This window comes from Parabacteroides sp. AF48-14 (assembly GCF_003477465.1).
GTDB classification, from domain to species: domain Bacteria; phylum Bacteroidota; class Bacteroidia; order Bacteroidales; family Tannerellaceae; genus Parabacteroides; species Parabacteroides acidifaciens.
On sequence record NZ_QUDI01000016.1, the window covers coordinates 46,828 to 65,205 of the forward strand.

The 18,378-nt window shown below is 45.5% G+C and carries 17 protein-coding genes; 15 read left to right on the forward strand and 2 right to left on the reverse strand.

Annotated features, from left to right (window positions below; all coding sequences use genetic code 11):
• Positions 1-925: 925 nt before the first annotated feature.
• From DW083_RS09300 to DW083_RS09325, 6 genes are all read left to right on the forward strand, one after another.
• On the forward strand, positions 926-2,113 hold the full coding sequence (locus DW083_RS09300) for an ATP-binding protein (protein ID WP_122332184.1): 1,188 nt from the start codon (positions 926-928) through the stop codon (positions 2,111-2,113).
• 222 nt (positions 2,114-2,335) lie between these two features.
• On the forward strand, positions 2,336-3,439 hold the full coding sequence (gene ychF, locus DW083_RS09305; RefSeq protein ID WP_115498475.1) for a redox-regulated ATPase YchF: 1,104 nt from the start codon (positions 2,336-2,338) through the stop codon (positions 3,437-3,439).
• 20 nt (positions 3,440-3,459) lie between these two features.
• Positions 3,460-4,872 carry a family 16 glycoside hydrolase gene (locus tag DW083_RS09310; protein WP_122332185.1) on the forward strand — a complete coding sequence of 471 codons (1,413 nt, stop codon included), beginning with the start codon at positions 3,460-3,462 and terminating at the stop codon, positions 4,870-4,872.
• 13 nt (positions 4,873-4,885) lie between these two features.
• Positions 4,886-5,200 (forward strand): hypothetical protein, encoded by a 315-nt coding sequence (locus tag DW083_RS09315; protein ID WP_122332186.1) that lies wholly within the window; start codon positions 4,886-4,888, stop codon positions 5,198-5,200.
• Complete coding sequence (locus DW083_RS09320) at positions 5,167-5,829, forward strand: ATP-binding cassette domain-containing protein (protein ID WP_122332187.1); 663 nt, start codon at positions 5,167-5,169, stop codon at positions 5,827-5,829. Before DW083_RS09315 ends, DW083_RS09320 begins: the two co-directional genes overlap by 34 nt.
• Before the next feature lie 38 nt (positions 5,830-5,867).
• Positions 5,868-6,782 carry a TolB family protein gene (locus tag DW083_RS09325; protein ID WP_115498480.1) on the forward strand — a complete coding sequence of 305 codons (915 nt, stop codon included), beginning with the start codon at positions 5,868-5,870 and terminating at the stop codon, positions 6,780-6,782.
• Between the two features lie 501 nt (positions 6,783-7,283).
• Here DW083_RS09325 and DW083_RS09330 read toward each other — a convergent pair.
• Entirely contained in the window at positions 7,284-8,411 is a 1,128-nt protein-coding gene (locus tag DW083_RS09330) for an AraC family transcriptional regulator (RefSeq protein ID WP_122332188.1), read from the reverse strand.
• A gap of 201 nt (positions 8,412-8,612) precedes the next feature.
• On the opposite strand from DW083_RS09330, the gene DW083_RS23350 reads away from it, so the two are divergent.
• From DW083_RS23350 to DW083_RS23590, 9 genes are all read left to right on the forward strand, one after another.
• A complete protein-coding gene (locus tag DW083_RS23350; RefSeq protein WP_255419801.1) occupies positions 8,613-9,023 on the forward strand; it encodes a fimbrillin family protein in 411 nt (136 codons plus the stop codon).
• A gap of 11 nt (positions 9,024-9,034) precedes the next feature.
• Positions 9,035-9,553, forward strand: coding sequence for a fimbrillin family protein (locus DW083_RS09335; protein WP_255419802.1), 519 nt, complete (start codon positions 9,035-9,037; stop codon positions 9,551-9,553).
• A gap of 232 nt (positions 9,554-9,785) precedes the next feature.
• Positions 9,786-10,346: an RNA polymerase sigma-70 factor gene (locus tag DW083_RS09340; protein ID WP_122332189.1), complete on the forward strand. Its 561-nt coding sequence runs from the start codon at positions 9,786-9,788 to the stop codon at positions 10,344-10,346.
• Positions 10,347-10,432: 86 nt separating this feature from the next.
• Positions 10,433-11,395 carry a FecR family protein gene (locus DW083_RS09345; protein ID WP_122332190.1) on the forward strand — a complete coding sequence of 321 codons (963 nt, stop codon included), beginning with the start codon at positions 10,433-10,435 and terminating at the stop codon, positions 11,393-11,395.
• Between the two features lie 223 nt (positions 11,396-11,618).
• Positions 11,619-13,103 carry a SusC/RagA family TonB-linked outer membrane protein gene (locus DW083_RS09350; RefSeq protein WP_158582101.1) on the forward strand — a complete coding sequence of 495 codons (1,485 nt, stop codon included), beginning with the start codon at positions 11,619-11,621 and terminating at the stop codon, positions 13,101-13,103.
• Entirely contained in the window at positions 13,100-13,903 is an 804-nt protein-coding gene (locus tag DW083_RS09355) for a hypothetical protein (protein ID WP_122332192.1), read from the forward strand. Before DW083_RS09350 ends, DW083_RS09355 begins: the two co-directional genes overlap by 4 nt.
• Positions 13,900-14,964: a TonB-dependent receptor domain-containing protein gene (locus DW083_RS09360; protein WP_158582102.1), complete on the forward strand. Its 1,065-nt coding sequence runs from the start codon at positions 13,900-13,902 to the stop codon at positions 14,962-14,964. Before DW083_RS09355 ends, DW083_RS09360 begins: the two co-directional genes overlap by 4 nt.
• Positions 14,965-14,975: 11 nt before the next feature.
• Entirely contained in the window at positions 14,976-15,626 is a 651-nt protein-coding gene (locus DW083_RS23585) for a RagB/SusD family nutrient uptake outer membrane protein (protein ID WP_370038929.1), read from the forward strand.
• A 140-nt stretch (positions 15,627-15,766) separates the two neighbouring features.
• Positions 15,767-16,705, forward strand: a complete 939-nt coding sequence (locus DW083_RS23590) for a RagB/SusD family nutrient uptake outer membrane protein (RefSeq protein ID WP_370038930.1) — start codon at positions 15,767-15,769, stop codon at positions 16,703-16,705.
• Between the two features lie 129 nt (positions 16,706-16,834).
• Here the strand turns inward: DW083_RS23590 and gadC are convergent, their stop codons facing one another.
• Complete coding sequence (gene gadC, locus DW083_RS09370; RefSeq protein WP_122332194.1) at positions 16,835-18,361, reverse strand: putative glutamine/gamma-aminobutyrate antiporter GadC; 1,527 nt, start codon at positions 18,359-18,361, stop codon at positions 16,835-16,837.
• Between the last annotated feature and the right edge of the window lie 17 nt (positions 18,362-18,378).

Below are 18,378 nucleotides of genomic sequence, written 5' to 3' on the forward strand. Positions count from 1 at the left end.
TTAAGCGTGGGCTGTTGTCTATCTGCTGGATAGGTGTTTGGCGATACCTCTTGCTTGGATAGATGACAGTTCCCACGCTTTTATTGTATCTTTTCCTCTCCCGCTTATTCGCCTAAACAATATTTTCTGAATGTTAAATGAAGAGCCTCATCCGACCAGTATAGACTGAAAGGATGAGGCTCTATTTTTCTCATAAGTAAATCATTTCTTATCAAATACACCCCCATCCAACTTTCAACTCTTAACTTTCAATTATCCGGGGGGGCTTATTGTATAAAACGTTTTTTTCGGGCTCAAAAAACATCCGAAACAAAACAAATGTTAATCCACTTTTTCGACCTCAAAAAGGGACTTTTTCGCCTTTTTTGAGCGTTTCCAGCAATTACGACCGTCCTCTTTGCCATTATGACCGTGCTAATGTGTAGTGCACTCGGCACCTCGCGAAGATTAGCACGGTCGTAATGGCGATTTGGACGGTCGTAATTGAAAAGAGAACCGTCATAAGGGCAAAAAAGCACCTGAATTTCCTTGGGATATTTGGAACGCTATCCGTTTTATTTTCAAATATTCGATTCTCCGGGAGTTAAGCTTTATCACTTTGCCGGCGTTTCCGTCTTTCGGTAATCAAATTGCACGCTTTTCGGAATGGGCTGCGCACCTCACTTTATCTGTTGTCAGACAAAAAGGCCGAAATCGTAAAAAGAGTCAATCCAAAATGGATCAGAATTTCGGACGAAATAGAAAAACGGTCGAAATGGGGGGTTATTGTCTATTTTTCTGTTTGCAGAAGGTTCAAAATTTGCGAGTATTGAACCATAATACAGAGGTTCTGTTTTTCTTCATAAATACGTTGTTATAACTCAGATGTATTTATTATATTTGTATTGCGTAAAAATACGCATTACACTGCGTAAAATGTAACAACATGTATAAAAGAGCAGAATATCAAGTAATTAAGAACCGACTTCAAGAGCAAAGAAAATTCATTCAGGTCGTGATGGGTGCTCGCCAGATAGGTAAATCAACGGTTGTCAAACAAGTGCTTAAAGACTTGGACGCTCCCTATCAGTTGTTTTCTGCCGACAATGTTCCAGCCACAAACAGTGCCTGGATTTCCAATTGTTGGGCAGCAGTTCGCAGTTTGAAAGAGAGCAAAGAACTGGAAAGTATTATTCTTGTCATTGATGAGATTCAGAAGATTGCCAATTGGAGCGAAGTGGTGAAGAAAGAGTGGGATGATGACACATTCCACGACCGCGACATCAAGGTACTACTTCTGGGTAGCAGTCGTGTATTATTGGAAAAAGGTTTGTCCGAATCATTAGCAGGGAGATTCGAAGAGATCCGTATGAGCCACTGGAGCTATCTGGAAATGAAAGAATGCTTCGGTTTCTCACTCGATCAATATCTGTTCTACGGTGGTTATCCCGGTGCGGCATCTCTGATTGATGACGATGACCGTTTTCAACAATATATCCAATCATCCATTATCGAGGCTACTATCAATAAGGATATTTTAATGGACACTCCTATAAGTAAACCGGCTTTACTTCGTCAAACATTCGAATTGGGAGCGGCTTATTCTGGAGGACTACTCTCTTTGAATAAGATGTTAGGTTCACTGCAAGATGCAGGTAACACGGCAACATTGGCCGGATATATCAATTTATTGAATGAAAGCGGATTGCTTTGTGGACTTCAGAAATTCAGCATCGACACGGCAAGACGAAAAGCGAGTATTCCCAAATTGCAAGTTTACAACAACGCATTAAAGATGGTATATAGCCCATTTACTTTTGAACAAGCCATTCTTGATCGTAAAGCGTGGGGGCATATCTTTGAATCAGGTATAGGAGCTTATATTGTCAGCCAAGCATTTACCCATCGTTTTGAGGTGTTCTATTGGCGTGAACGCAATGATGAGGTAGATTTCGTTCTCCGTAAAAAAGGTTCAGTGGTAGCAATTGAAGTCAAGAGTAATGCGGAAAAAAGAACGGAAGGGTTGGAGAAATTCAGACAACTCTTTAATCCTCAATCGTCATTCATTATCGGTGATGGGGGTGTTAGTGCCGATGACTTCTTTTCGATGGACATAAAAAAGCTGTTTAAATAATTAGAAACAGTTCTGTTTTTCTTATCATTGACATATTGCCACATCCCCGCATCGGCTCATATTTCTTAAAAGAGAGCAATAGCCTTTCCTGATTAGTACATTTGTTTAAGAGAATTGAAGTAAATTCGATTAGTAAACGTTATCTTTGCAAGTTGAAATTGCCAATGAATGACGGCATTAGGCAATCATACAACGAATTGATAATAAAACAAGATATTATTTATGGCTTTACAATGTGGCATCGTAGGACTTCCGAACGTAGGAAAGTCCACTCTTTTCAACTGCTTATCGAATGCAAAAGCACAGTCTGCAAACTTCCCGTTTTGTACGATAGAACCGAATGTCGGCGTTATCACCGTACCGGACGAACGATTGAATAAACTGGCTGAGATCGAACATCCCCAGCGCGTGATCCCCACAACGGTGGAAATCGTAGATATCGCCGGTCTCGTTAAAGGAGCCAGCAAAGGGGAAGGCCTGGGCAACAAGTTCCTTGCCAATATCCGTGAAACGGATGCAATCCTGCATGTATTGCGCTGCTTCGACGACGATAACATCGTCCACGTAGACGGGCGTGTAGACCCGGTCCGCGACAAGGAAATTATCGATGCCGAGTTGCAGATCAAAGACTTGGAAACCATCGACAGCCGTATCGCTAAAGTGCAGAAACAGGCACAGACAGGCGGTGACAAACAGGCAAAAATCGCTTACGAAGTACTTTGCAAATACAAAGAAGCATTGGAGCAGGGAAAAAGTGCCCGCACTGTTTCTTTTGAGACGAAAGACGAACAGAAGATTGCACACGACCTGTTCCTGTTGACCGACAAACCGGTCATGTATGTCTGCAACGTCGACGAAGCCAGCGCCGTAAACGGTAATAAATATGTAGATGCAGTTCGCGAAGCCGTCAAAGACGAGGATGCGGAAATCCTGATCGTTGCAGCCAAGATCGAAAGCGAAATTGCCGAATTCGAGACATATGAAGAGCGCCAGATGTTCCTTCAAGAAATTGGCTTGGAAGAATCCGGTGTTGCCCGTCTGATCAAGTCCGCATACAAACTGCTGAACCTGCAAACATTCCTGACTGCCGGTCCTGACGAATGCCGTGCCTGGACATTCCATAAAGGCTGGAAAGCTCCGCAATGCGCCGGTGTGATCCATACTGACTTCGAAAAAGGCTTTATCCGTGCCGAAGTAATCAAGTATGACGACTATATCTCTTACGGCTCGGAATCTGCCGTTAAGGAAGCCGGGAAGATGAGCGTGGAAGGAAAAGAATATATCGTACAAGACGGCGATATCATGCACTTCCGCTTCAACGTATAATTCTCAAAACAAGATACATTATGACAAAAAAGACCAGTACAGTATTAGCAACAGCTTTGATAAGCATTTGGGTATTCGCCGGTTGTGTGCGATACAATGTTGCAGAACCATTAAACCGCTTCAGTAGTCCCGAAATGGGGACTACTTCCGGCAATGAAATAACCGTGAAACCCGGATCGACCTGGTTCGCCGAGGGCGAGTATGAAAACTTTGTGCTCACAGGGCAGGCTCTCACCAATGACAATGCGGAAGCAGCCTTACTATTCCATACCGATGGAAAGTCTGGCTATGAAGTGACGTTCCGCAACGGCCCTATCGACGGTACACGTAAAAGCGGAAGTCTCGCATCCGTGCGCAATCTCTATCGTTCCCTGGCAGAAGACGGGAAATGGTTTGATTTCGAAATTGCCGTACGCGGGCATAATATATCGGTTGCCATAAATGACACGGCAGTCATATGTTATACCGAGCCCGAGCACCCCTACCGGACAAAAGAATATGCCGGACGCCTCCTCAGTCGTGGCTCTATCGCATTGAAGGGTATAAACGGAGACGTGACCTTCCGCAATCTCCAGATGACGCGTCTGAAGCAAGATGCAGTGAACGAATCCGACACCATGCCCCGGATAGACGAACAAAACGATGCCGTAATCCGCTTCCAACAGCGTAATTTCCCCGTGATAGATTACCATGTGCATCTGAAAGGCGGTCTTACAAAAGAGATGGCACACGCCATGTCGATGAACTACGGTATCAACTACGGAGTAGCTCCCAACGCCGGTGAAGGAGGCGTCGGACGTATGCTTGCCGATGATAAAGAGGTGTACGAATACTTCAACGAGGTAAAAGACATGCCTTTCATGCGCGGTGTACAGGGCGAAGGACGTAAATGGACAGCCACCTTCTCACAGGATGCATTAGGCGTATTCGACTACCTTTTCACCGATGGCATGACCATTGTGGATCATAAAGGCCGTCTGTCACGAATCTACCGCCCGGAAGAGGTACACTACGACGGTGTAACGAAAGAGCAATATATGGATCATTTGGTCGATCAAACAGTAAAGATACTCACCAACGAGCCGGCCGATATCTATGCCAATCCGACTTTCCTGCCGGAAGAGCTGAATGCCGAATATGCAAAATACTGGACAGACGAACGTGTCAACCGTGTATTGGACGTATTGGTAAAATATAACATAGCACTCGAAATCAATGCACGCTACAAGATTCCGAGTTTCGATATCATCCGCAAAGCAAAAGAACGCGGAATCAAATTCACCTTCGGCACGAATAATGTAGATGCCAATTTCGGCAAACTGGAATATTGCCTGCAAGCAGTCGAAGAATGCGGCTTGACAGCAGACGACATCTGGTTCCCCAGCATGAGCGTCCGCCGTTCACGCGAGGTAGTTTTGTATAACAAGTGGTAGAATCTCTGCCAAAATGACCCGCTTCCGCCTCTACCTCGCCTTCTTTCGTAGCACGCTGCTGATCAGTATTGTTTGTGGAGCGCTTTTTGCCTCCCTGACAGACGATTTCGTCAGCAGCGTACTGTTGTTTATTCCGACTTTCGGGCTGGGGATGGACTTACTCTATAAAGAGCTGACACGTAAGGAAGAATACTTCTTTTTCTATAATCAAGGCATCTGCAAGGCGAAACTTCTGACTGCCACATTTGCGATTTATGCCCTGTCATGTATAATCCTGTATCAAATCATCCGCTTATGTGTACTTGTCTGGAGGTCGACAGTGTCGTAAAGAGTTTTAAGGAGAAGACTGTACTGTCGGACGTCTACCTCTGTTGCCGTCCGGGAGACATCATTGCCCTGTTCGGACATAACGGATGCGGGAAATCAACCCTGCTGAATATTATCTTCGGGACACTGAAAGGTGACCGTAGTTTTATCCGCATCAACGGGAAAGTGATCAAAGGAGCCGCCTTTCGTACCGGTCTGGTGGCCTATCTGCCCCAACACGACTTTATCCCTTCTTACCTGACCGTCACCCAAGCTGTCGAACTTTATATCCCTAAAGAACGGCGAAACCAATTCCTCGGCGACCGCTTCCTGTTCAAAGCCCGGCACAACCGGATCGCCCATCTTTCGGGAGGCGAACTGCGTTATCTGGAAATCAAACTCATTCTATACAGCAAAGCTCCTTATATCCTGTTGGACGAACCGTTCAACGGCCTTTCCCCCATCGCTGCCGAAGAAATACGCATGCATATTGCAGAAAGTGCACGGACAAGGGGCATAATACTGACAGACCACAATTTCCGTGAAGTACACAAAATCGTAAACCGTATCTTCCTCCTGGATGAATGCTACCTGAAAGAAATCCATGAAAAAGAAGAATTAATTTCTTATGGTTATTATCGTCCCATTTAATTTTACTATCTTTCAGCGTTTTATTAATTCTCAAACATATGAAAACCTATTGCATTATTCTTTTAGCGGCTTGTGCCTCATTGGCTTCCGCCCAGCAACGCAACGTAACCAGCATACTGGAAGTGTTGGACGTAACAAACGGTAACCGCACCGTAGTCAAAGAATTTCCTTATCGCATCGAAGCCCCGAACTGGACGCCCGACGGCCAGTGGCTCGTGTATAATAGCGGAGGTAAGCTCTACAAGCTCTCACCCGATTCACCCGGCGAACCGGAAATGATCAATACCGGCTTTGCTGCCCGTTGCAACAACGACCACGTCATAGCCGCCGACGGCAGCCAGATAGCCATCAGTAACGGGACAAAAGAAGACGGTAAATCGCGTGTCTACACCCTTCCGATACAGGGAGGAACGCCACGCCTGATCACTCCTCTGGGACCCAGCTACCTGCACGGATGGAGTCCGGACGGGAAACAACTCGCCTACTGTGCCGAACGGAACGGTAATTTCGACGTATATGTAATCCCGGCAGAAGGTGGGGAAGAAATCCGCCTCACAACAGCCGAAGGGCTGGACGATGGACCCGAATACTCTCCCTGCGGAGAATATATCTGGTTCAATTCTGTCCGTACCGGCCTGATGCAAGTATGGAGAATGAAAAAAGATGGTTCCGAACAAACCCAGATGACATTCGACGAGACACGTAATTCCTGGTTCCCGCACGTCTCGCCCGATGGTAAATCCATCATTTTCATCACTTATTATAAAGGAGACCTGGAACCGGGTCAACACCTTCCCAATAAAAACGTAGAGCTTAGGATTATGCCTGCTACCGGAGGAGAACCGAAAACGCTGGTCAAACTATTCGGCGGACAGGGAACGATCAACGTCAACTCATGGGCACCGGACAGCAAGCACGTCGCATTCGTCAGCTACCGTCTGAATAAGCCCTGATGAGAAATCCACCGGATTTATCTGTAAAAGACCCGTCTCCTATTGCATGTCACTGTCGTGCTCCTTTCATGTCACAGTTGAATTCCTTCTGTGTTACAATTGTAATCTTTCTGTTTCACAGCTGTGACATGAATAGCGGATGGGTATAAAGACACCGGACATCCCACATAAACCACTCTATATGCCGGCTTGTTCCTTCCTTTACGGCACCACAGCCCCATGAAACACTGCGTTAGCAAACGCTTCACAGCGTATCTTAGCCGACACCGGCATAATTACTTCACACCATATTTCTGCATTCCATATTCACCTAATACCTCAAGGCATCTGAGGCACTTTCTAAAGAACTTCTTCATAGCTTCTCTCTTCTTGTTTAAAAACGATTTATGCAAAACTCATCTATTATGCGTCTCATAATTATGTTTTACAACACAAAAGTAGAGGTTAATCGGATACGTTATTCACTTTAGATGCCTATTTAACATCATTTGCACAATCTGTTTATCTGTTGTTCCTATAGTCCGACGGAATCGTACCCGTACACTTCTGGAAAGCCCGGCGGAAGGTGCTGATCGAATGAAATCCCGAACGTTCGGCAATTTCCTGTATGCTGGCGTTGGGTTCGGCATCCATCAAACGCTTGCTTTCCTCGATCCGGAACTGGTTGACATAGTCGGAAAACGATTGTCCCAGTTCACGGTTGAACAGTTGGGAAAGATAAGAACGGCTGATCGGAAAAACCCGTTGCAAGTCCGTCAGGCGCAAATCTTCACGGAGGTACGGTTTTTCCTTCTCAAACCAAGCATTTACTTCCTCCGCATAGCGTTTGCTAAGGATTCCGTGCTCGTCGTCATCGTCATTATTCACATCATCCTGCTGGTTCGGCAAATCCCACCCGTCCTTAAAAGAATAATCCAAGACAACGACTTTAAGGAATAATGCTTTATAGAAGAAATAATACCAGGCAAAAAGCAGTACGGTCTTATCGATCACATACATGACCGGAATATCCGTCAGCAATAGGACAAGATAAAAACCATACAAAACAATTAAAATTATCATCGTTTTCTTCAGCCAGTCCAGATCGTACTCCTCCGGATCGGATACGTTTTCAGCCAAAAAGACCTTAAAGTCTTTACTATACCGGGCTATCAGGTAAACAGGCAACACCATATAGAACAAAGTGAGGGCAAAGACCGTCATACGGAGCAAAACGTCCATATTAAAGAACTCGAACACTTCCTCCAGCGAATAATACGTATGGATTTCCCCTCCCGACAAACGGTAAGCCAGATAAGCCAAACCACCGACAACAACCGGACTGATAAAGACAAGGAAGCGCCGGCAAGTCAGATAACCCGGCCGCAGCACTTCAATGACGTAACAAGCTAACGTCGCCGTAACCAAAGCTCCTATTATCAATACATCCGGATGAAAAGCCTCTTTCGCTTCATGGAGATAAAGATTGACAGACAGTCTTACGACAGCCATGATAGCCCACGAATACATCCCCCAGCCCAGTATCTTTTTTGCACGGTTTTCCCCTGCACGGAGCAAAAGAGTTGTCCCGCCAAAAACACAGAACCCGATGATCTGTAGACTTAGTAAAAACTGAATTTTATCCAACATAATATATCTCCCTTTTAAGTAAACAAATTGAAGCATTAAATAGTTGATTTGCACTATAAGTAGACAATTTGACGCCTGTGGACAATTTGCACCCCATGCTTTTATATGAATTCATCGTGGTTTTATACCGAATGCACCCTCTACTTCTCCAAACCGACCGATCTTTGCAACTGTAATCATTTCACAAAAATAATACAAAGAATGAATAAATTACTACTATTTATAATGTTCACGACCGTCATTTTTAGTTGTACAAACGACTACGATCCGGTACTCATTGAAAATTTAGGCATGAAGGAACGGCCTTTGACAATAATAACAAAGGTATTGACAACGAAGTCTCCCAATTTCATGCAGGAATTTACAGGAGGATCGGTTATCGGGCTGCATGTAGTGTCGGAAAATACCGGTAACATATATGATAGTAATCCCGATTACAAAAATGTACGGGCAGAGGCCTGTCTAACGGATAATAAACTAAGCTGGCAACAGTCTCCGGAGATCTATCTGCATGAAGATCCGGTCACGGTCTATGCCTATTATCCCTACCAGTCGCAGGTAAACTTCGATCCGGAAAATATCCCGGTCGTATATCGGCGGATGCTTCCCTGACAAAAGATTATATGTACGGGATCCAGGCCAGCGGCCAACGAGCGGTCAACCAGGTTTCGCCTGTCGCACTGCTCAATATGAACCATACGCTCTCGCTTCTGAGTTTTCAAATACGCCTTACACCGGAAGCGAAAGGCTGTTTCCTGCTCAACGCCATACAGATCGGAAATAAAGCAGGCGGGACAGCTCTTTGTTTCAGAGGAATGATGAATATAAAAACCGGAAATATCGGCGGATGCGCCGGCACGAATGCTTCCACCCGTTTAAAGCTGGATTCTCCGAATATGCTGAAAACGATACCAGGAGAATCGTTGCAACTAATGGTGATCCCGACATCGCGCATCCGTTCCGACGGAGACGTGGAAGCGCTCTTCACCATCAACGGGAAAACATTCAAATACAAAATTCCCGCCGGAACAAAGTGGGAAAAAGGACAAAGATATATATACAATCTCTTTTTTAACGGGAAGGCCATTACACTTGATAATGTAAGCACAAGCGAGTGGCTTCCGATAGAAAAGAATCTATAAAATTAATTCTGTAATGTAAGTTCTATTTTATGTTTTGGTTATGTATAAAGTTGGTGCAATACCAAACTTTATGAACAGCGCCCCGCCCATTTCTCCCTTCTCAACTTATCGCCAACAACACTCCCTTATTCGAATTTAACCAGGGCGGGGCCGCTTTTCATCTTGCAACTATCCCCAATCTCATATTTTTATCTATATTTGTGACCAAGAGCGTACTAAATACATATAAAAAATGTCGCAAACGGATATCCATAGTTTTAATGCCTTATACACGCGATACTACAGGAAAGCCTTCTTGTTTACAAAATCGTTTGTACATGACGAATCCGTTGCCGAAGACATTGTTTCCGAATCGCTCATCAAACTATGGGAAAACCTGAAAGAGGAAAATACGGATCATACAGATGCCCTGTTGCTCACAATCCTCAAAAACAAATCGCTCGACCATCTGAAACACGAGGCGATTAAAGCAGAAGCTATCCATTCGATGAGCAACTTGAACCAACGTGAATTGGAAATACGCATATCCACTTTGCAAGCGTGTGATCCCGAAGAGATATTCTCCGAAGAAGTAAAAAAAATTATTGCAGACACATTAGCGACTCTGCCGGAACAGACACGCCGTATCTTCGTTATGAGCCGTTTCCAGAACAAATCGAACAAAGAGATTGCCGAAGAATTGGGGATTACCGTAAAAGGAGTAGAATACCACATCACAAAAGCCCTCAAGCCGTTACGCATCAGCCTGAAAGACTATCTGCCGATTTTATGCTTTTTACTTTTGATCGAATAATATTTCATTTTTCGGTTAGGGTTATTCCCTTTTGAATCGTTTTATAAATATGAGACTGAAAAAAAGCGGTCTCCGGAAAGGAAATTATGGATAAGGAGATATTATATAAATACATTATTGGCGATGCCAGCCCCGAAGAAAAGGAGGCAGTCGTCCGTTGGATAGATGCCGATAAGGAGAATATGAAAGAATATCTCGCCTTGCGTAAACTGCACACAATAACAATCTGGCAACAGGAGCCGGCTCCTGTTGCCTTAGAAATGATTTCTAAGGGGCGGAAGCGATGGACCTTATGGTCTGCCGGCCGGGAATTGCTGAAAATCGCCGCCATATTTGCCATTGCTTTTTCAGTTGTGTCCATCTATTATAGCAGAACGGAACCGGAAACGGTCCCACAGGAAGCCATCATGCAAACGATTTACGTCCCTGCCGGACAGCGTGCCGAACTGACGCTGTCAGACAGTACCAAAGTATGGCTGAATGCCCGAACAACCCTTACTTTTCCAAGCCATTTCGATGGAAATAACCGGAGTGTCACACTGGATGGCGAAGGTTATTTCGACGTTACCCACAACGAAAGCAAACCGTTTATCGTGAAAACGGAGCAATATGACATAAAGGTTTTAGGGACGGAATTCAATGTCAACGCTTATAAAGGCAATGTCCTATTCGAGACCTCTTTGCTGAAAGGCTCCGTCCGGATAGAATCGGCCAACCATAAGGAAGGCATCCTGCTGGAACCCAACAAAAAGGCCTTCACAGAGCATGGACAGTTAAAAACCTCCCCTATCGTCCAGTATGATTATTTCCTTTGGAAAGAAGGGCTGATCTGCTTCGACGACAATACCATCGGCGACCTGTTCGAGAAACTGCGACTCTATTTTGATGTCAATATTATCATTGAAAACACTAAGATACTCAACCAACGCTACACCGGTAAATTCCGGACCAGCGATGGGGTCGAACATGTCCTGAAAACGTTACAGCTACGGACAAAGTTCAAATATGAGAAAAAAGACGATAAAGAAAGTACAATCATAATAAAATAAATAATAGTCATTAACATCTTAAATCTATTTTGCCTATGGAGTAAGTATAAAAACACGAAAAAGCCGGAATGCGCTTCCAACACACTCCGGCTAAGTCAATACCAGACACGCTTTTAATTATCTTAAGTATTAACTAATACAAGGCTATAAATGTATGAAAAATAATTTATACAGGGATTTCTATATCCCATTAAAATTGACTAATAAACATATATTGCGCATTATGAAAATAACCTTTGCATCTCTCTTCATTTTCATAACGGGGCTATTCGCTACGGAGGCCAGCTCGCAAGTTGCCAAAGTTTCCATCAATAGCGAAAACATTAAAATCCAGGCGCTGATCAACCAGATCGAACAGCAGACGGATTACCTGTTTATTTATAACAAGAACGAAGTGGACCTGAATCGCAAGGTTACGGTCAAAGCAGAAAACAAACCTGTGGCAGAAGTCCTTCAGAACATATTCGACAACACGGATATCGTCTATGCCATGCAGGGAAATAACATCATGCTGATGAAAGGGGAAAAAGCCGAAAACCCCATCATCATGCAAACGACGAAAAGAATCACCGGAACGATCACAGACGAATACGGTGAACCGCTGATCGGCGTAAACGTCTCCGTAGAAGGGACAAGCAACGGAACGATCACAGACGGTTCAGGCCATTTCTCCCTGTCGGCTTCCCCGGGTGAAACCATCCAGATTTCCTACATCGGATATGCGACACGCCGCATTAAATTAGGAAACGAATCGACACTCGACGTCCAGCTGAAAGAAGATACACAGGCGTTGGAAGAGGTCGTAGTGGTAGGTTTCGGTACACAGAAAAAGATCAACCTATCCGGTTCTGTTTCTTCCGTAAACATGAATGAGCTGGCGGAAAGCCGTCCGATCACCAATGTGACGAACGCACTGGCCGGTGTTGCTGCCGGCTTACAGGTAACATCTTCCAACAACCGTCCGGGTGATGACAATGCCAGTATTCTGATACGCGGCCAGGGGACATTGAACAACGCAGCCCCTCTGGTTATCATCGACGGTATGGAGGGCGAAATGAGCAGTCTGAACGTACAGGATATCGAGAATATTTCCGTATTGAAAGATGCTTCTTCTGCAGCTATTTATGGTTCCCGTGCAGCCAACGGTGTTATTCTGATCACAACTAAATCGGGTAAATCAGGTAAACTGTCGGTATCTTACAACGGATATGTATCTTTCCAGAGCATTCGTCCGGGAGTATTAGACCCCGTAAGCAATTATGCGGACTATATGGAGTATATCAACAGTGGCTATGTTAACAGTGATATGGCTACTCCTTATAGCTCCACTGCTATCTCCGAATGGAGAAACGACAACGGACAGAATCCACTGAAATATCCGAACACGAACTGGATAGACGCAGCTTTCCAAACAGGCGTAGGGACCCAGCACAACCTGTCTATGAGCGGTGGAACGGAAAAAATCCAATTTTACGGTGCATTCGGTTATTTCGATAATCCGGGAGTACTGGAAAATGCAGGCTATCGCAAATATAACGCCCGTACGAACATTACCGCCCAACTGACTCCCTGGTTGAAAATGGGTATCAATGCCAGCGGCTTTGTCGGCAAAGCGATCCGGGAAATGCCGGACAATCAGCAACGGAAGCAGGCGAACAGGCCTCTGTCGGTGCCTTTACCTGGGGATGGGCTACGTCTCCGGCTATGATCTTGAAACATGACGGACGTTACGGCGGTATCCAGAACCCGGAAGACGATGTATCGGAATCCAGTAATAACATCCGTTTGGCATTAAATTCCACAACGGGCAGTAATACGACCCGCAACGTAAAATCCCGTTTCTTCATCACCTTACAGCCCATTAAGGATTTATCCGTTACAGGGTCTTATTCATACGAATATACCGGACAAAGCGTAAAAACAATGCCCGTATTCCACGACATCTGGAACTTCGGAACAAACCAGATCATGTTCTACGGCGAAGGCCAGAGCTATATTACGCAAAAGCAGTATGACCGTGAACGCAATTATATGGATGTTGTTGCCAACTACAGCCACCGCTTCCTCGAAGACCGTCTGGGCCTGCAGGCGATGGTGGGCGCCAGCCAGGAACAATATCAATACGAATGGCACACTGTCAGCCGCAAAGACCTGACTGCTCCCAACGGAAGCGTATTGGATGCGGCCAACGGGGAAATCAGTGCAAACGGAAACCGGACCCAGTGGGTAATGCGTTCCTATTTCGGCCGTATCAACCTGGATTGGGAAAACAAATACCTGGCAGAGTTTAATCTCCGCTCCGACGGTTCTTCCCGGTTCCTGTCCGACCACCGCTGGGGTTACTTTCCTTCCGGATCTCTGGCATGGCGTATCGACCAGGAAGCCTTCATGGAAGATGCAGAGTGGCTCGATAACCTGAAAATTCGCGGCTCTTACGGTGCTTTGGGTAATAACTCGGTAGGTAACTATTCCGCTATTTCCACCTATGGCGCAGCAGCTATATCTTGAACAACGCAGTCAATACAGGTTGGTCTATCACAGCTTTAGCGAATGCAAACCTGACCTGGGAAAAGACTAAAGTAACTGATATCGGTTTCGATTTCGGTGTTCTGAACAACCGCCTGTACGGTACATTCGACTGGTTTAACAAGCAGACCGAAGGTATCCTGATCCAGCTGCCGTCTCCATTGGTACACGGCGCAGCCACAACTCCGACCTCCAACGCAGCACAAGTAACGAATAAAGGTTTTGAAGTGTCTTTGGGATGGAGAGATAAAATCAACGACTTCAGCTACAGCATCAATGGTAACTACATGTACGTGACGAACAATGTAGACAAATTCAAAGGCACAGATTACAGCTTGGACGGCATCTACATGACCAAAGAAGGTGAAGCCATAGGATCGATGTATATGTACGAAGCCGACCGGATCATCCAGACCGATGAAGACCTGGCAATCGTCAACAATATGATCGCCAAGAATCCGGATGCGTTCAGCAAACTGGGAGCAACACCGGGAAAAGGAGACATCCTGTTCAAGGACTTGGACGGAAACGGCATTATCGATCCGAGCAAAGACCGTAAGGTTGTTGGTAGCACCCTTCCGAAACACACATTCGGCCTGACCTTGTCTGCCGCTTACAAAGGAGTAGACCTTTCTGTCTTTATGCAAGGCGTAGCCGGAGCAAAAGGTTATCTGAATGAGAAATATTTCAGTACGACAGTACAAAGAGGATACCAGATCACAAAAGAAATCGCTGAAAACAGTTGGGTGGAAGGTATGACAAATGCGAAATATCCGCGTCTGACTTACCAGAATGCCATCAACAACCAGGCAAACAGCTTGTGGGTCCAGAACAAAAATTACTTGAAGATACGGAATATCCAGTTAGGATACACCATTCCGAAACATTTGTTGAATAAGATTCAATTGCAGAAACTACGTGTCTACGGAAGCTTGGAGAACTTCTTTACGTTCACAAGCTATAAAGGCATTGATCCGGAACTGGATCAACTGACCTATCCAACCATGAGACAAGCAGTTATTGGTGTTAATATCGAATTTTAAATATCAGGATCATGAATAAATCAATTAAACATATAGGCTTAACAGCTCTTTCAAGCCTTTTCCTGTTAACAGGATGTTACGACATGGATCAATATCCTGCAGATAAAGTATCAAGCGGATCTTTCTGGAAGGATGAGGCAAATGCAAAAGAGGGCATGATGGGGATCTATAACTCCATGAAAAAAGATGATGCTTTCGGCATCTATTACACACGCGACTGTTTGACCGACATCGGTATCGGCCTGAACTGGGGCGTTTACGGTTTCATCGAAGTAGCCCAGGGGCAGAGTAATTCGACGACCGGCTTGTTCAAAGACATCTGGAAACGTATGTACGACGGTATCATGCGGTCAAATACCCTGATCGTCAACGTCAAGCATGTAGATATGGACGAGAGCCTGATCAACCAGTACATTGCTGAGGCCCGTTTCATGCGTGCATTCTTCTACAACGAATTGCTGAACCTGTACGGTGGTGTACCCATCTACGACGAGACTGTCGAGGTAGACAAGGAATACGACAATATGTACAAGACCCGGAACACGGAAGAAGAAGTCCGCAACTTTATCCTGGCCGACCTTGAATATGCCTGTTCAAACCTTCCCAAAACATGGGACGATGCGAATAAAGGACGTGTGACAAGCGGTACGGCTTATGCCTGAAAGGAAAAGTTCTGCTTTATAACAAGCAATATCAGGATGCAGCTACGGCTTTCGAAGAAGTCTGCAACGGCGGCTACGGCTATGCACTCTACCCGGATTATGCCGAATTGTTCAAACCGGGTGGAGATGAAAGCTCGGAAATGATCTTTGCCGTACAGAACCTGGGCGGAGCAAGTACAGCCTACGGTATGCCGGTCCACTACATCGCCAACCGTGCTTCTTATGGCGGATGCATCAACTGTCTGGTTCCGTCGGTCGAACTGGCGGATATGTATGAGTATAAAGATGGCCGTCCGTTCAATTGGGATGAACTCTTCCCCGGATTCTCCACAGACAATACGGTAAAAGAAAAGGTATTTTACAGCACATTCGACGAAAATGGCAAATACGTAGCCGAATATCCGGAAAGTGTCGCAACGCTGCAAAAAATGTATTCCGAACGTGATCCGCGTATGGAATCGACTATTATCCTGCCTTACACCGCTAATAAATATAAAGGTTGGGTAAACAACGCAGCCAAAGACTGCGAGATGATCATTGCCCCGTCGAATCCATCGAACGAAACCAACGGATATTGTCGTAATGCATTCGGACATAACACCTATCTGTATCGCAAATTTGTCCCCGAATATGATATGAACGGCCTTATCACCGACCGTTTCCATTCGCCGACCAACTTCCCGTTGATCCGTTATGCAGACGTATTGTTGATGCTGGCCGAATGCTACAATGAGACTGGTAACCAGACAAAAGCCGTCGAACTGATCAACCAGATACGTGATCGGGCCGGTATCGCACTGCTAAACTCCGGTCCTTCCTATCTGCAGGCAACAAGCAAAGATCAGGTATTCGAACGGATCAAACACGAAAGAGCCATCGAATTTGCAGCTGAAGGTATCCGCTACAACGACCTGAAACGTTGGGGACTGCTGATCTCCATGACAGACAATCAGGCACAGGTGGATGTCGTAGGAAAAGTACTCTCTACCAAAATAACAGAAGAGAAATATAAACTCTGGCCAATTCCGCAGGAAGAAATCGATATGAACGAGGACTTGGTTCAGAACACAGGATGGTAAGCATTTTCAGGTATTAGTCTTTAAAACAACAGGGACGCCCTCCAGGAATGGAGGCGCCCCTGTTTTCATCAAATTAAATAGATAACATCGGTTCAGACCTTGACAAAAGTAAACCGAAGCTTCTTGCATTTACGCATTTCCGGAAGTTCCTCCTGTGGTAGTACTGCTACTTGTTGTTGGAGCGGAAGCACCCTGAACCTGTTTGTCTTCTTCCCAATGGAACGGTTCGAACTCAGTATTCGGATCGACCCATGACGGTTTTTTGGAAGCGTAGATGATAAACGGAGCGGCTATCACAACGATGGCACCGATAATCAGCACAGAGAACCAAACGGTATTGTTACCCGTCGAAATCTGGCTGGGCGGGATAAAGCTCAGGATGAAAGCGAGCAATGAACCGCAGAAACCAAGACCGCCGATAAACCACATCAGACCATTACCATGTTTGCCGATACGGAACGGACGATTGGCTTTCTTCATCCGATAGCGTAGTGCAATCGCACCGGAGAACATCAACAGATACATAACCAGGTACAGGATCACCGTCAACTGAGAAAGGATCTGATAGAAACTCTGTACGGAAGGCATCACCACGAACAATAAGCTCAGAAGCGTAACAGCCAATCCCTGGATCAACAGGATATTCTTCTGTACACCCAGCTTGTTTGTTTTCTGGAAGAACGGAGGCAGATAACCGGCTTTCCCCACGGCAAAGATACCTTTTGACGGACCGGCAACCCATGTCAATACACCTGCCAGCACGCCGAATGCCAATGCAATCGCGATAATCGGAGACAACCAGGAAGCATGGATAAACTTGAAGTAATTGTCGAAACCGACCAGCAAACTCTGCGTCAGGTTAATATCTTTCTGTGGAATGATAACACCCAGGGCAAAAGTACCCAACACAAAAATAACAACCGTGATCAGCGCACCGATAAACACCGCTTTCGGATAGTTCTTGGTCGGATTTTCCACATCTTTCACGTGGATACCGCCCATCTCCATACCGGCATAAAAGAGGAAGATACTGGATGCCAGCACCAGGTTGTCGAACTTCGTAAAGTCGGGGAAGAAATTACCGTGAAAATCCATATTGGACTGTCCACACATACACAGGTAAACAATTCCCAGAATAATCAGCAGGGCAGCCGGAAGAATCGTTCCGACGATACCGCCCACCTTCGCCACTTTACCGACCCAGCTCAATCCCTTCAAAGAGATAAAAGTAGCCAGCCAGTAAATGATCAACACTACCACGAGGGTGTACATTTTGTTTGAAGCTAACACCATGTCGTGTGCATCGTTCATCCCGATAAACGCAATGGAAACGGCACCGAACGTCAACACGGTCGGATACCAGATCGTACTTTCGATCCACTGTACCCAAATAGCCAAGAAACCCCATTTCTTACCGTAGGCCTCGCCAACCCATCGGAACACACCACCCTGCTTATCCTGGAACATGGCTGCCAACTCGGCCGCCACCAACGAGGTAGGGATTAAGAACACGATCGCTGCAAACAAATAATAAAAGGCTGAGCTCAGTCCATAGACAGCTTCAGCAGGCAGTCCGCGAAGTGAGACGACTGCCGTAACATTCATAATCGCAAGAGTAAAGACTCCAAGTTTTACTGCTTTTCCAATATTTGCCATGAATTTTACTATTAAAA

What these genes read in the sequence shown, in the direction of transcription:
- DW083_RS09300 (WP_122332184.1), top strand. Translation starts at nt 926, where the DNA reads ATGTATAAAAGAGCAGAATATCAAGTAATTAAGAACCGACTTCAAGAG.
- ychF (WP_115498475.1), top strand. Translation starts at nt 2,336, where the DNA reads ATGGCTTTACAATGTGGCATCGTAGGACTTCCGAACGTAGGAAAGTCC.
- DW083_RS09310 (WP_122332185.1), top strand. Translation starts at nt 3,460, where the DNA reads ATGACAAAAAAGACCAGTACAGTATTAGCAACAGCTTTGATAAGCATT.
- DW083_RS09315 (WP_122332186.1), top strand. Translation starts at nt 4,886, where the DNA reads ATGACCCGCTTCCGCCTCTACCTCGCCTTCTTTCGTAGCACGCTGCTG.
- DW083_RS09320 (WP_122332187.1), top strand. Translation starts at nt 5,167, where the DNA reads ATGTGTACTTGTCTGGAGGTCGACAGTGTCGTAAAGAGTTTTAAGGAG.
- DW083_RS09325 (WP_115498480.1), top strand. Translation starts at nt 5,868, where the DNA reads ATGAAAACCTATTGCATTATTCTTTTAGCGGCTTGTGCCTCATTGGCT.
- DW083_RS09330 (WP_122332188.1), bottom strand. Translation starts at nt 8,411, where the DNA reads ATGTTGGATAAAATTCAGTTTTTACTAAGTCTACAGATCATCGGGTTC.
- DW083_RS23350 (WP_255419801.1), top strand. Translation starts at nt 8,613, where the DNA reads ATGAATAAATTACTACTATTTATAATGTTCACGACCGTCATTTTTAGT.
- DW083_RS09335 (WP_255419802.1), top strand. Translation starts at nt 9,035, where the DNA reads ATGTACGGGATCCAGGCCAGCGGCCAACGAGCGGTCAACCAGGTTTCG.
- DW083_RS09340 (WP_122332189.1), top strand. Translation starts at nt 9,786, where the DNA reads ATGTCGCAAACGGATATCCATAGTTTTAATGCCTTATACACGCGATAC.
- DW083_RS09345 (WP_122332190.1), top strand. Translation starts at nt 10,433, where the DNA reads ATGGATAAGGAGATATTATATAAATACATTATTGGCGATGCCAGCCCC.
- DW083_RS09350 (WP_158582101.1), top strand. Translation starts at nt 11,619, where the DNA reads ATGAAAATAACCTTTGCATCTCTCTTCATTTTCATAACGGGGCTATTC.
- DW083_RS09355 (WP_122332192.1), top strand. Translation starts at nt 13,100, where the DNA reads ATGATCTTGAAACATGACGGACGTTACGGCGGTATCCAGAACCCGGAA.
- DW083_RS23585 (WP_370038929.1), top strand. Translation starts at nt 14,976, where the DNA reads ATGAATAAATCAATTAAACATATAGGCTTAACAGCTCTTTCAAGCCTT.
- DW083_RS23590 (WP_370038930.1), top strand. Translation starts at nt 15,767, where the DNA reads ATGATCTTTGCCGTACAGAACCTGGGCGGAGCAAGTACAGCCTACGGT.
- gadC (WP_122332194.1), bottom strand. Translation starts at nt 18,361, where the DNA reads ATGGCAAATATTGGAAAAGCAGTAAAACTTGGAGTCTTTACTCTTGCG.